Annotated in this window: 7 protein-coding genes and 2 pseudogenes; 4 read left to right on the top strand and 5 right to left on the bottom strand. The window is 72.2% G+C overall.

Annotation, left to right across the window (positions count from 1 at the left end):
* Positions 1–9: 9 nt before the first annotated feature.
* Positions 10–1,152 carry an XdhC family protein gene (locus tag DJ476_RS04900; protein ID WP_112489933.1) on the top strand — a complete coding sequence of 381 codons (1,143 nt, stop codon included), beginning with the start codon at positions 10–12 and terminating at the stop codon, positions 1,150–1,152.
* Between the two features lie 71 nt (positions 1,153–1,223).
* Here the strand turns inward: DJ476_RS04900 and DJ476_RS04895 are convergent.
* From DJ476_RS04895 to DJ476_RS04885, 3 genes and pseudogenes are all read right to left on the bottom strand, one after another.
* Positions 1,224–2,776, bottom strand: a pseudogene (locus DJ476_RS04895) (peptidoglycan-binding protein).
* 248 nt (positions 2,777–3,024) lie between these two features.
* Positions 3,025–3,756 carry a nitroreductase family protein gene (locus DJ476_RS04890; RefSeq protein WP_103417530.1) on the bottom strand — a complete coding sequence of 244 codons (732 nt, stop codon included), beginning with the start codon at positions 3,754–3,756 and terminating at the stop codon, positions 3,025–3,027.
* A 151-nt stretch (positions 3,757–3,907) separates the two neighbouring features.
* Positions 3,908–6,118 (bottom strand): annotated as a pseudogene (locus tag DJ476_RS04885) (AbfB domain-containing protein).
* Between the two features lie 497 nt (positions 6,119–6,615).
* Here DJ476_RS04885 and DJ476_RS04875 point away from each other — a divergent pair.
* Genes DJ476_RS04875 through DJ476_RS04865 form a run of 3 tightly spaced genes read left to right on the top strand, consistent with a single transcriptional unit; the run spans position 6,616 to position 9,062 of the window.
* Positions 6,616–6,849 carry an acyl carrier protein gene (locus DJ476_RS04875; RefSeq protein WP_019765782.1) on the top strand — a complete coding sequence of 78 codons (234 nt, stop codon included), beginning with the start codon at positions 6,616–6,618 and terminating at the stop codon, positions 6,847–6,849.
* Positions 6,846–8,129 (top strand): beta-ketoacyl-[acyl-carrier-protein] synthase family protein, encoded by a 1,284-nt coding sequence (locus tag DJ476_RS04870; RefSeq protein WP_181006473.1) that lies wholly within the window; start codon positions 6,846–6,848, stop codon positions 8,127–8,129. Before DJ476_RS04875 ends, DJ476_RS04870 begins: the two co-directional genes overlap by 4 nt.
* 24 nt (positions 8,130–8,153) lie before the next feature.
* Positions 8,154–9,062 carry an alpha/beta fold hydrolase gene (locus DJ476_RS04865; protein ID WP_112489932.1) on the top strand — a complete coding sequence of 303 codons (909 nt, stop codon included), beginning with the start codon at positions 8,154–8,156 and terminating at the stop codon, positions 9,060–9,062.
* 25 nt (positions 9,063–9,087) lie between these two features.
* On the opposite strand, the gene DJ476_RS04860 is transcribed toward DJ476_RS04865, so the two are convergent.
* Together DJ476_RS04860 and DJ476_RS04855 are read right to left on the bottom strand one after the other, a co-directional pair.
* Positions 9,088–11,496 carry an endonuclease/exonuclease/phosphatase family protein gene (locus tag DJ476_RS04860; protein WP_112489931.1) on the bottom strand — a complete coding sequence of 803 codons (2,409 nt, stop codon included), beginning with the start codon at positions 11,494–11,496 and terminating at the stop codon, positions 9,088–9,090.
* Between the two features lie 184 nt (positions 11,497–11,680).
* On the bottom strand, positions 11,681–12,784 hold the full coding sequence (locus DJ476_RS04855; protein ID WP_103417533.1) for a glycoside hydrolase family 5 protein: 1,104 nt from the start codon (positions 12,782–12,784) through the stop codon (positions 11,681–11,683).
* Between the last annotated feature and the right edge of the window lie 5 nt (positions 12,785–12,789).

The raw sequence follows: 12,789 nt of genomic DNA, 5'->3' as shown, positions 1-12,789 counted from the left end.
AGAGACGCCATGCTGGACATCGCCGAGGAGCTGAACCGGTGGGTCTCGCAGGGACGCGAGTTCGCCGTCGCCACCGTGGTGGCGGTCGGCGGCAGCGCGCCCCGGCAGCCGGGAGCCGCCCTCGCCGTCGACCGTGACGGTACGGCCATCGGCTCGGTCTCCGGCGGCTGTGTGGAGGGCGCGGTCTACGAGCTGTGCCAACAGGCCCTGGAGGACGGCGCATCCGTTCGCGAGCGCTTCGGCTACAGCGACGAGGACGCCTTCGCGGTCGGCCTGACCTGCGGCGGCGTCATCGACATCCTGGTCACACCGGTCCGGGCGGAGGACCCCGCCCGCCCGGTGTTCGCCGCGGCCCTCGCGGCCGCCGCCGAGGGGGCGGCGACCGCCCTGGCCCGGGTCACGGACGGGCCCGGGGAACTGCTCGGGCTCCCGCTCTTGGTCCGCCCCGACGGGAGTTACGAGGGCGGGCTCGGCGGCCACCCGGCGCTGGACCGGACCGCCGCCGCCGAGACCCGCGCCCTCCTGGACGCGGGCCGCACCGGGCCGCTCACCATCGGCGAGCGGGGCTCCCGCTGCGGCCGCCCCATCCAGCTGCTGGTCGAGGCCAGCGTGCCCCCGCCCCGCATGATCGTCTTCGGCGCCATCGACTTCGCCGCCGCCCTGGTGCGGGCCGGGAAGTTCCTCGGCTACCGGGTCACCGTCTGCGACGCCCGCCCGGTCTTCGCCACCGCCGCCCGCTTCCCCGAGGCCGACGAGGTCGTCGTCGAGTGGCCCCACCGCTACCTCGCGGGAACCGCCACCGACGCCCGTACGGTGCTCTGCGTCCTCACCCACGACGCCAAGTTCGACGTCCCCCTACTGGAGGCCGCCCTCCGCCTCCCGGTCGCCTACGTCGGCGCGATGGGCTCCCGCCGCACCCACCTCCAGCGCAACGACCGCCTGCGCGAGGTCGGCCTCACCGACCGCGAACTGGTCCGCCTGCACTCCCCGATCGGCCTCGACCTCGGAGCCCGTACGCCGGAGGAGACCGCCCTCTCCATCGCCGCCGAGATCGTCGCGGTCCGCCGCGGCGGCAGCGGCGCCCCGCTCACCGGCGCCCACACCCCCATCCACCACGACAACAGCGGGCAGCCGCTGGCTTCGGTGGCCTGAACACGCCGCGGAATCAGCTGACCCCCGGAGCCGCGGAGGCCCCGGGGGTCGGCTGTCGTTCCTGCCGTCGATCAGCGCCCCGCCTGCAGCGCTCCCCAGGTCGCCGGGCCGACCTTGCCGTCGACGCCCAGGCCGCGGCTGCTCTGGTAGGTGCGTACGGCGGTCTCCGTGGCCGGGCCGAAGCTGCCGTCGGCGTTGACCGTGGTGCCGAGCGCGGCCGTCAGGGCGCGCTGGAGGCGCTTGACGGCGTCGCCGGAGCTGCCCCGGGAGAGGGCCGGGGTGGTGCCGGCCGAGAGGAGGGCCGTCCAGGTCTTCGGGCCCACCGCCCCGTCGGCGGTCAGCGAACGGGCGCGCTGGAACGCCTGGGTGGCGCTCTTGGTGGCCGGGCCGAAGACGCCGTCGGCGGTGCCGGCCGCGTACCCCTGGGCGTTGAGCAGCTGCTGGATCGCCTTCACCTGCGGGCCGGTGGAGCCGGACTGCTGGAGGGTGTACGAGGGGAAGGTCAGGCCGTCACCGGGGGTGCCGGGGGTCCCCCGATCAGCTGCATGTAGTAGTTCCAGTTCCAGTTGGGCCCGGGGTCGGTGTGGGTGGCGCCGGGGGCCTCGCTGTGGCCGATGATGTGCGACCGGGTCTTCGGGATGTTGTACCGCGCGGCCAGGTGCTTGGTGAGGGCGGCGGAGGAGCGGTACATCGCCTCCGTGTACCAGGCCGGGTTGTCGACGTACCCCTCGTGCTCGATCCCCACGGACGAGGAGTTGACGCTGCCCGCGTGCCAGGCGGTGTCCTTCTCCAGGACCGACTGGGTGACCTCGCCGTCCGAGGAGCGGATCGTGTAGTGCGCGCTGACCTTCGACGCCGGGTTCTGGTACCAGCTGATGGAACCGGCGTACGAGCCCTGCGTGGTGTGGATGACCACCTTGTCGATGGCGGCCTTGCGGCCGACGACGTAGTTCCCCGAGTACGCGGCGACCCAGCGGGCCGTGGGGTAGTCGGGGCTCTGCGCGTAGATTCCGGCGGACGGCACCTCGTCCTTCTCCGGGGCGACCGGGCGGGAGGGCACCCGCACCTTCTCGCCGCCGGGCGCGGTGGCGTCCAGGCCCTCCGCGAGGAACGTGAAGACCGTGTCCGCGTAGAGCGCCGCCGCCGGGCCCTCCGCCTCGCTGTACCGGGCGACCGCCGGGTACCAGGCGTTCACGTCGCTCCGCTCCGCACGGTCCAGGCCGAGGCGGTCGGCGTGGTCGCGCAGGACGGCGGCGCCGCCGAGGATGTTGGCCGCGGTGTCCCGGCGCAGCTTGTCGGCCGGCTCGCCGGTCAGCGCGGCGGCCTTCTCCAGTGAGCGGTTCTCCGGGTTGCTGGCCAGGTGCATCACGCCGTAGCCGTTCGCCTGGCTGGGCTGCCCCGCGTGGCCGTCGAGCCGGCTCTCGCCGTAGCCGACGGCGGCCAGCAAGTCGCGCGGTACGCCGTACTCCTGTGCCGCCCGGTCGAAGGCACGGTTCAGCGGGTCGGCGGCGCCCCGGTCCGGGGCGGCGGTCGCGGGCTGGCCGGTGGCCACCAGGGCGGAGACCGTGAGGGCCGCCAGGACGGACGCGCGGGCCCGGGTGCGGGCGAGGGGGCTGCTGGGCATGGGTGCTCCTGCTCTGTGGGACATCCGGGGTGGGAAGAGAGAAGCCCTCGGTCCGGGTGTGCGGGGCCGAGGGGCTGCGAGCGCCCCCAGGCTAACCAGCTGAGAGGGGCATGACAATGACGCCAGGATTGCGGCGTGTCGAACAACTCGCTTGACGGACAACGGAGTTGACGGGAAATTAGGGCCTGTCGGGTGACGGGGCGTATCACCCGACAGGGGGTGTCATGGGCTGATCGGCCCCGCCTCGGCTACCAGCGGTCGCGGTGGACGACCTCCGCCACCGGACGGCGCCGCACCGGCCCGAAGTTGCCCACCGGCAGGCCCACCGGAATGGCGGCGAACGTCGCCATGTCGTCCGGGATGCCCAGCTCCCGCTTCCACTCCTCCTCCAGGAACAGGTGCCAGATGGTGATGTTCGCCGCGAGCCCCAGGCCCCGCGCCGCGAGCAGCAGGTTCTGGACGCCCGGGTAGACGCAGGACCCCTCCGCCAGCGCCTGGAACCGGGCCTGAGAGGTCATCATCCGCTCGGTCGCCTCCGGTCCGAGCGCCTGCGCGGAGGCGATCAGCCCCTCCTCGTCGAGCCGGGGCTCCGGGAAGCGGTAGCACGGGATGACCAGGACCGGTGTTTCCGCGAAATGGTCGCGCTGGTACTCGATCGCGGCGACCATCCGGCCGTACGCCGCCTCGTCCATGCCCTTCGGCGCGTACTTCCCGGTCGTCGCCAGATACGAGTCGACGCACCGCTTCCACAGCGGCGCCAGCCGGGCCATCACCTCGCGGTCGGTGACCACGACGTACTCGTAACACTGCATGTTGCCGCCGCTGGGACCCCAGACGGCGGCCTGTACGAGCTGGTCGATCGTCTCGTCCGGGATGGCGTCCGGCTTGAGGCGGCGCATGGCGCGCATGGTGGACATGGTGTCGAAGAGCGCGGGGCCGCCGGGGGCGGAGGGCTCGTGCTGAACCGTTTCAGTGGTCATGATCGCGGATTCTAGGCAGCTTCCCCGGCCGCCGTCCCGCCGCGGTCCCGAAGAGGTACGGGCTCGGTCCGCAGAGGTACGGGCTCCGTGCCGCACGGTGTGCACCGCACCGCACGGAGCCCGGTCCTCGCTTCTTCCGGTGGCGCCCCGGTCAGGGAGCCCAGGGGGCGGCGAGGGACCAACTGCTGTCGGCGGTCAGGGTCTGCGGCCGGTCGAAGCCGACCCCCCGTCACCGGAGGCGATGTAGACCGCGGAGTCGTAGTGGCGCAGGAAGGAGCCCGGCAGGTGGATCGACTCGAAGGAGAGGCAGCGCGGGTCGGCGAGTCCGGCCACGGTGCGGTACGAGGCGTCCTGGCGGCCGAGATCGGGGGAGGCGGTGGACAGGGCGTCGGTGCGGGCCACCGAGTCGGCGTGGCGCAGATAGCGGTCGGTGTACCCGGGGGGTGGTGACCCGGAAGGAGCGGACATGGCCGAGGGTGTGGTTCGGGGTGGCGTTGAGGTTGCGGGAGGCGTCGATCAGAGCGCCGTGGGCCGCGCGCAGTTGGCCGGTGTCGACCTTCTGGACGCGCCGGTCGTAGGTGAGCAGCCCGTTGTACTCGCCCTCGACGTCGGTGATCTCGGTGTAGACGTAGGCCGAGACGCCCTTGGTGGTCATCAGCCGCTGCACATCGCGGACCATGCCGGTGTAGCGGTCGTTGAGCTGGGCGTTGCTGAACACCTGCTCGTAGGCGAAGAACCGGCCGTCGGGGCTGTACTCGTGGCCGGGCGTACGCAGTCCGATGCCGCCGAACTCACCGAGGACGGAGAAGCGGGTGGCGGAGGGGCGCGGTGCGTCCGGGCCGGTGTAGACATGCCAGTCGATCATGTCACCGTTGCCCGGATCGCCCTTGGAGACACAGCAGTTGTAGCCGCTGTGGGCGTTCATCAGCCGGGACGGGTCGTAGTTCTTCAGCTCGTCCGCGATGCGCCGGGTGGCGTTCAGGTCCCACTCGCCCCAGCCCTCGTTGAACGGGACGTAGGAGACGACCGCCGGGGAGAACCGGTGCTCGTCGATGATCTCCCGTGCCTCGGTCTCCAGTTGGGCGATCCGGGCCGGGGTGCGGTTCTGGTCGAAGGCCTGGGTGGAGGGGATGTCCTGTCACACCAGCAGCCCGAGCCGGTCGGCGTGGTAGTACCAGCGGGCCGGTTCGACCTTGATGTGCTTGCGCACCATGTTGAAGCCGAGGTCCTTGTGCTTCTGGAGGTCGAAGGCGAGGGCCGCGTCGGTGGGCGCGGTGTACAGGCCGTCGGGCCGGTAGCCCTGGTCGAGCGTGCCGATCTGGCCGATCTGGAAGACGAACTCCCCGTTCAGCGTGGGCCGCAGGACCCCGCCGACCATCTTCTTGCCGACCTCGCGCATCCCGAAGTAGCTGGTGACGGTGTCGACGGCGGCGCCGGACGCGTTACGGAGGGTGACCCGCAGGTCGTAGAGGAACGGGTCGTCCGGCGACCAGCGCCGGGCGTTCGGCACGGGTACGGAGAACTCGGTGAAGCCGCCGGTGGCCTCACCGACCACGGTGGCGCCGGAGAGCGCCTCGGTGCGGACGGTGTGGCCGCTGACGTTGCCGCGGGTGAAGACGCGGACCCGGGCGGTGTTGGTCGCCAGGTCGGGGCGGATGTCGACGGAGTAGAGGGAGGAGGCGGGCGTCGGCTCCAGCCAGACGGTCTGCCAGATAGCGGAGTTGGGCGTGTAGAAGATGCCCGTGGGGTTGTTGGTCTGCTTGCCGACGGGCTGCTTCTCGCCGCGTCCGTCGGTCGGGTCGTAGACGCGCACGATCAGTTCGTTGGAGCCGGCGCGCAGCTGTGGGGTGATGTCGACCTCGAAGCGGTCGTAGCCGCCCCGGTGCGTGGTGACCTGGGTTCCGTTGACCCGGACGGTGGCCTCGTAGTCCACCGCACCGAAGTGCAGTTGGACGCGCTGTCCGGCCCAACTCTGCGGGACGGTGAAGACGCGCTTGTAGAACATCAGGTCGCGGTTGTCGTTGCGCATGATGCCGGAGAGCGCCGACTCCACCGGGTAGGGCACGAGTATCCGCTCGGGGAGGGTCTGCCCGAAGGGCGGTGCCGCGTTGCGGTCGACGTTGCCCGCGCCGTCGGCCGGCGGGTTGAGGAACTCCCACTCGCCGTTGAGGGACTGCCAGTCCCGCCGCGTCATCTGCGGCCGCGGATAGTCCGGCAGAGGGTTGGTGGTGGACACCTGGTCGGTCCACGGGGTGGTCAGCGGTGGGGCCTTGGGCGGTACGGCGGCCGAGGCGGTGCCGGTGAGGAACGGCCCTCCGGCCATCACCAGCAGAGCCACCAGACAGGCGACGACGCGTCTCATCGATCTCCTCCGGGCAGGACGGCGCGCGGCGTCCGGCGCGCCGCCCGGGCCGGGGGAGCGGGGGCGGCGTGCGGCAGGCCGTGCGGGTCGGGACGAGCGGGTGCGAGTGCAGGGAAGAAGGCTCCATATCCCCTTCCTGGCAAGGGAGTTCGGACCGAGGCGGGGGGAACGTAGCATGAAACATTGTCGAACGGGATCGCTCAGGAATCCCCAATTTTCCAACGTTTACCATCACCGGCCGGGGCTCCGTGATGGATGGTGTGCGAAACCGGTTCCCCGCGTCGGCTCCGTACGGTCTCCGCCCCCGCCCGGCCGCACCAGGGGATTCGTACACCTGGACAGGGCTCCCTCCGCACGGGGGAACGGAGGCCGGGAACCCCTCGCCGAAGGCGTATAAAGGGTCCTTCCGGAGCAGCCGGCGTCCCCCGATGGCCCATCCCACCCTTGACCCCCCATGCGCGGCCGGCGTCACCGCGTCACTGAGCCCAGGAGCGCCAATGACCACCTCGGAAGAGATCAGCGCCCTGCTGGTAGCGAAGTTCGGAACCGACCCCGAGGCCCTCGGCCCCGACGTTCCGCTGCACCGGCTGCGGCTGGACTCCCTCGCCCTGGAGGAGCTGCGGCTGCTCATCGAGGACCGGCTCGACGTCGACCTGGAGGATGTCGTGCTCACTTCGCGCGACACCCTCGGGCGGCTGATCGAGGCCGTTCAGGTCAAGGTCGCCGCGTGAGCGCCCCAAAGGCCGCCGCGCCGGGTGCGAGCAGGCCCTACCGCCGTACGCCGCTGCCGCCCTTCGAGGCCGCCGTCACCGGGGTCGGTCTGGTCACCGCGGCCGGTACGGGTGCCCGGGCCGCCTGGAGCGGCGTCACCGAGCGGCTCGCCCCCTCCGTCGGCCCCCGGCCCGAACTCGACGGCCTGCCCTGCGACTTCTTCTACTCCGTCACCGACTGCGACCCGCGCGAACTGCTCGGGGTGGGGGCCCAGCGGCTGATGGACCGTTTCGCCCAGCTCGCCGTCATCGCCGCCCGTGAGGCCGTCGCGGACGCCGGGCTCGACCCGGCCCTCTGGGAGAGCGGCCGGGTCGGCATCGTCATCGGCTCGGCCCACGGCGGGCTCCCCTTCTACGACGAGCAGTACGCCACCCTCGCCGAGCGCGGCGCCCGCCGGGTCTCCCCGAAGCTCGCCCCCCTCAGCGTCGTCAACGGCGCCGCCAGCAGCGTCAGCCTGGACCTCGGCATCCAGGGCCCCAGCCTCGCCGTCTCCACCGCCTGCTCGTCCGGGACCGTCGCCATCGGCACCGCCCACCAGATGCTCCGCTCCGGGGCCTGCGACATCGTCATCGCGGGCGGCGCCGAATCCACCTGCACCCGCCTCCTGATCGCCAGCGCCTGCAGCCTCAAGGCCGTCTCCACCCGCCGCGAGGACCCCGCGGCCGCCTGCCGCCCCTTCGACACTCACCGGGACGGCTTCGTCGTCGGCGAGGGCGCGGGCCTCCTCGTCCTGGAGCACCCCGACCACGCCCGAGCCCGGGGCGCCACCGTCCGCGCCCGGGTGAACGGCTACGGGGCCTCCAGCGACGCCCACTCCGCCGTCGCCCCGGACCCCGAAGGGCTCGGCATCGAACGCGCCCTGCGCACCGCCCTCGCGGACGCCGGGCTCTCCCCGGCCGACGTCGGACACGTCAACGCGCACGGCACCTCCACGCTCTCCAACGACCTCATCGAGGCGACCATGCTCCGCCGCGTCCTCGGCGAGGGCCCTCTGGTCACCTCCACCAAGGCGATGACCGGTCACACCCTCGGCGCGGCGGGCGGCATCGAGACCGCGCTCACCGTCCTCGCCCTCCAGCACCAACTGGTGCCGCCCACGGTCAACCTGGACGCGCCCGACCCGGAGATCCCGCTGGAGATCGTCGCCAAGGAGGCCCGGGCCGCCTCCTTCGGCTGCGCGGTCAAGACCTCGCTCGGCTTCGGCGGCCACAACGCGGCGCTCGTCCTCACCAGGGCCTGACCGGAAGGGAGTTGGGAAGCAGTCATGCCCGAGGAGATCATCCGGACGCTCTCGGTGGACGGGGTGCGGTACGGCTACCGCGTTCTGCGCCACGACCGCGGCACGGGGGCCGGACCCGTCACCGAACCGGCGCTTGTCATCGGCGGCGCGCTCCAGGGCATGTACGGCTGGCCGCAGATGGACGACCACCTGGGCCCGGCCGCCGACGTGGTCACCGCCGACCTGCCCGGCATGGGCTCCGCCGATCCGCTGCCGCCCGGCCCCAGCGCCGGGATCCTGCGCCGCGCGGTCCTCGCCATCGCGGACGACCTCGGCGCCCCCCGGCTGAACCTCTTCGGCTTCTCCTACGGCACCGCCATCGCCTTCGGCTTCGCCCAGCGCCACCCCGAACGGGTGGCGCGGCTCGCCCTCGGCGGCGTACCCGTCCATATCGACGCTGCCCAGGTGGAGTGCTGGGAGCGGGCGGGGGAGCTGCTGGCGGACGGGGACCGCGACGGCTTCGCCGCGACGGCCGCCGACGCGCTGATGTGCCTGGACCCCGAACGCCCCGTACACCGCCGTGAGTTGGCCCGCCGCTATGTGCGGCGCTCCTTTCTGCACGCGCTCACCCACTCGCCGCACGCGACGGAGTCGCTCTACCGGGCGCTGGCCGACCGGCCGGACTTCTCCGGCGGGCTGAGCGGGGTGCCGGCGCTGGTCTTCGCCGGGGAGCACGACACGGTGACCTCGCCCGCGCTCCAGCGGGAGTTCGCGGCGACGATCGAGGGCAGCCGGTTCCTGACGCTCCCGGAGTCCGACCACTGGGTGGTCCTCGAACGGGCCGTCGAGGTGGCTGAGTTGGTGGCGCGGTTCTTCACGGAGGCGGAAGGGGCACCCGTGGGTGCCCCCGTCAGCCTGCCCCGGCAGGCGGGTGCCCCGGTGGGCCGGAGCTGAGCGTCCGGCCCACCGGGGTCCGGCCTCAGAACCAGAAGCCGCCGGTCCGCACCCGCACCACCTGCGGGTCGTGGTCGCTCGCCTGGTCGGCGAACTCCGCGTTGATGTGCACCACGTCGTAGTCGAAGCGCCGGATCGCCGGGCTCGTCAGGATGTGGTCCAGGGTCTGCGAGTTGCCGTCGAAGACATAGCTGTACCGCTCCGAGGCGGGCAGCGTCGTGATCAGCGGCTTGAGCACCTTGCCCTTGGTCAGCGCCGTGAACGTCGGGGAGAACTCGAAGTCGTTGAAGTCCCCGAGCGCCACCACCCGCGCCGACTTGTCGGCCTTGAGCAGCGAGGTGACGAAGGCGTTCACCTCGGTGGCCTGCTGGATGCGCTTGACCTCCGAGGAGCGGTTGGGCTCCTGGAAGCGGCCGTGCAGCGGCTGGTCACCGCCCTTGGAGCCGAAGTGGTTGCCGATGACGAAGACCGGCTTGCCCCGGAAGGTGAACTCGCCCACCAGCGGCTTGCGGCTGGCCTCCCACGCCGGGCTCGTCGGGTTGATCCGGCCGGGCGACGCGGAGAGCTTCACGCCCTTCCAGGTCTTCACCGCCTGCACCGGGGTGGTGGCGTCGCCGCCCGGCCGGTCCGCGAAGGAGACCCGCTGGGGGTTGAAGAGGAAGACGTTACGGATGTTGCCGCCGGGCTCGCCGCCGTCCTTGTTGTTCTCCGGGGCGATGTAGCGCCAGGCGTAGCGCGGGCCGCCCTGGGCGACGATCGCGTCGGTGAACCGCTTCAGCGTCGCCTCGGAGCCCACCGTGCCGTCATTGACCGGCCCGTTGTCGTCCTGGATCTCCTCCAGCGAGACGATGTCGGGGGAGGAGAGGTTCTTCGCGATGCCCTCGGCCAGCGTGTCGAACTTGGCCTGGTCGTCGGCCGCGTCCAGGTTCTCCACGTTGTACGTGGCGATCGCCAGCTCGTCCCTCTTCTGCTTGCGCGTCACCTCGCGCCGCAGCTTCTTGTCGACGTGCGTGCCCAGCTCGGTGGCCTGGAGGTTGTAGCCGCCGTACGAGGCGTAGTCGAGGACGCCGGTGGTGCGGCCCTTCAGCACGTCACCCACGTTCGCCGTGGGAATCGGCCGCGCCGGGTCCAGCGACATCACCTTGAGGCGGCCGGTGTTCTGGTCCTGGTACGAGGCGTAGAGCGTGCCGCCGCGCCGGGTCGGGTTCTCCTTGGGCTTGACCGTCACCCAGATCTCGTCGTACGCCGTCGTCGCCCCGGTCACCCGGGTGTCGGCGATCTGGACCCGGACGCTCTCCAGCGACTCGTACAGGTCCAGGGCGTACCGCTTCGGCTCCAGCGGCAGCGGGTCGATCGAGCCGCCGCCCGCCGAGGGCGCGTAACGCCCGGGCACCGAGCGGGCGTCGAGGACGACCGGGGCGGGCAGCGCGTTGCCGGAGGAGAGGACCGTGATCCGGGGCGAGGTGATCTGCGTGATCGACTGGGTGGCGGTGCCCGGGTAGTACTCGGCCACCTTCCCGCTCACCAGGACGGAGTCCCCGGCCTTCACGGTGGGCGCGGCGGAGCCGGTGTAGACGAAGAGGCCCTCGCTGGTGCGCGGGTCGTCGTCGGGCGCGGTCTCCTGGATCCAGAAGCCGCGCGAACCCGTGGCCCGTACGCCGGTGACGACGCCCGGCACGCCGGTGACCGCCGTGCCGTCGAGCGGGGAGACGCGGGTGGTGCCCTGGATGTCGTGGATGCGCACCGGACCGGGCTCGGTCGGGCCGGGCTCCTCCGGTCCCTGGCCGCCGCCGGACGTCTCGCCCGCCGCGTTGACGGGGGTGGGGGCACCGGCGGAGAAGTCGGCCGCGTTGTCGTCGGTGTCCGCCAGCGAGGCGGCCCGGTGGACGGAGGCGGTGGCCGAGGCGGTGGGGGCCGGGCCGCTGCCCTCCCGGACGACCGCGGAACCGTAGCCGACCAGGTCCACGATCCGGGGCTCGGCCGCACAGTCCGCCGCCGACTTGCAGGTGAGCGGCGTGGTGCCGGAGACCAGCGCCACGGTGCCGCTCCCGGCCGCCATGGCGATGGTGCCGGCGGCGTCCGGCGTGGGCAGGGCCACCGTGCCGCCGGTGCCCGCCGCTTGGGCGACGAGGTAGCGGCCGCCGGGGGCGATCGACCCGGTGAGCGCGGAGACCTGCCACTGCGAACCGGCCGACGGGGCGCCCGGGAGGTACTGGACGCTGAAGCCGCCGACCTCGAACGGGGTGGAGCCGGCGTTGGCCAGCTCCACGAAGTCCCGGGTCAGCGTCGCGCCGGAGTTGCCCCCGCCGCCGTACACCTCGGAGATCACCGCGGTGGCGGACGGGGCCGCCTGGGCGGCGGGCAGGGCGGTCACCGCGAGCGCGACGGCGACGGCGCCGGTCAGCAGGACGGAACCGGATCTGGATATCTGCACGGGAGGTGCCCCCAACGTAGGTCTGAGGGCCAAAAGCTATGCGCGTAGACGATCCATGACAAGGCGTCGGAGGTTAAATCCCCGCATCGCCCGGGTGAGCGCCCGGTGCGGCATGGCGGGGTGAGCCGCACCGGGCGCGTTCAGGGGGCGCTCCGTCCTCGTCGGAGCCGGGCGGCGGCCCCGGTCACTGGCGGATGCGCTCGCGGATCCAGACCCCGGCCTCCTTCAGGACCCCGGTCCCGGTCCAGTTGGTGCCGCTGCACGTGCCGGTCTTGAAGACGGCACCGGAGCGGTGGTCGTCGGAGTAGTTCCAGTTGGTCCAGGAGATCTTCTTGCGCTTCATCAGGTCGAGGTAACGCTGCGACATCGCGAAGTCGTTGGCGCCCTCGCCCGCGTAGTTCTGCGTCCCGAACTCGGTGACGAAGACGGGGAGCCGGTCCGAGGCCCGGTCCAGCGTCGCGAGATACGCCTCGCGGTGCGAGGCCGCGTAGAAGTGGAAGGTGTACATGATGTTCGAGGCGCGGACCGGGTTGTTGACGACCTCGGACTCGTTCGATCCCTCCGACACCCCGAACGAGGACCAGGCCCGCGTCCCGACCAGGACCACCGCGTCCGGGTCCTGCGCCCGGATCACCGGGATGATCTGCTCGGAGTAGGACTTGATGGCCGACCAGCTCACCCCCGAGGGCTCGTTGGCGATCTCGTAGAGCACGCCCGGGTGGTCCTTGTACCTCTTCGCCATCGCGGTGAAGAACGTCTTCGCCCGGTCGAGGTTGGCGTTCGGATCGCCCGGCGTGAGCATGTGCCAGTCGATGACCGCGTACATCCCGCGCGCGTGCGCCGCGTCGATGAACTTCTGCGCCCGCGCGGTGAATCCGGCCGGGTCGGTCTCGTACCCTCCCTCCTGTACGTAGGTGGAGACACGCAGCACGTCGGCGCGCCAGTCCTGGGCGAGGGCGTTCAGGGACCCGTCGGTGACGCACTGGGCGTACCACTGGGTGCCGTGGGTGCTCATGCCGTTGAGGGCGATCGCCTGGCCCGAGGCGTTACAGAGCTGGAGACCGCAGACGCGGAGCTGGCCGTTGGCCGCGAGCGGGGTGGCGGCCCTGGCCGTGGCGGGCTCGGCGGGAGCGGGGGCGGCTCCGGCCTGGACGGGGGTCAGGAGCGCGGTGACCACGCCGAGCGCGGAAGCGGCGAGCAGGGCCTTACGGGTGAAGCGGCGCCGGCCGGTCGTGGGGGCGGCCGTGGGTTCGGTGGGGGACGTGGGGGGAGTGGGGCGCTGGTGCATGGTGG

The sequence above is a fragment of the Streptomyces bacillaris genome (genome assembly GCF_003268675.1).
GTDB lineage: Bacteria > Actinomycetota > Actinomycetes > Streptomycetales > Streptomycetaceae > Streptomyces > Streptomyces bacillaris.
This window is presented reverse-complemented; position numbering and strand designations above follow the sequence as displayed.

Bases quoted from the DNA above. Each gene is read 5' to 3' on its own strand.
- DJ476_RS04855 (WP_103417533.1), bottom strand. From the start codon at position 12,784: ATGCACCAGCGCCCCACTCCCCCCACGTCCCCCACCGAACCCACGGCC.
- DJ476_RS04865 (WP_112489932.1), top strand. From the start codon at position 8,154: ATGCCCGAGGAGATCATCCGGACGCTCTCGGTGGACGGGGTGCGGTAC.
- DJ476_RS04900 (WP_112489933.1), top strand. From the start codon at position 10: ATGCTGGACATCGCCGAGGAGCTGAACCGGTGGGTCTCGCAGGGACGC.
- DJ476_RS04890 (WP_103417530.1), bottom strand. From the start codon at position 3,756: ATGACCACTGAAACGGTTCAGCACGAGCCCTCCGCCCCCGGCGGCCCC.
- DJ476_RS04875 (WP_019765782.1), top strand. From the start codon at position 6,616: ATGACCACCTCGGAAGAGATCAGCGCCCTGCTGGTAGCGAAGTTCGGA.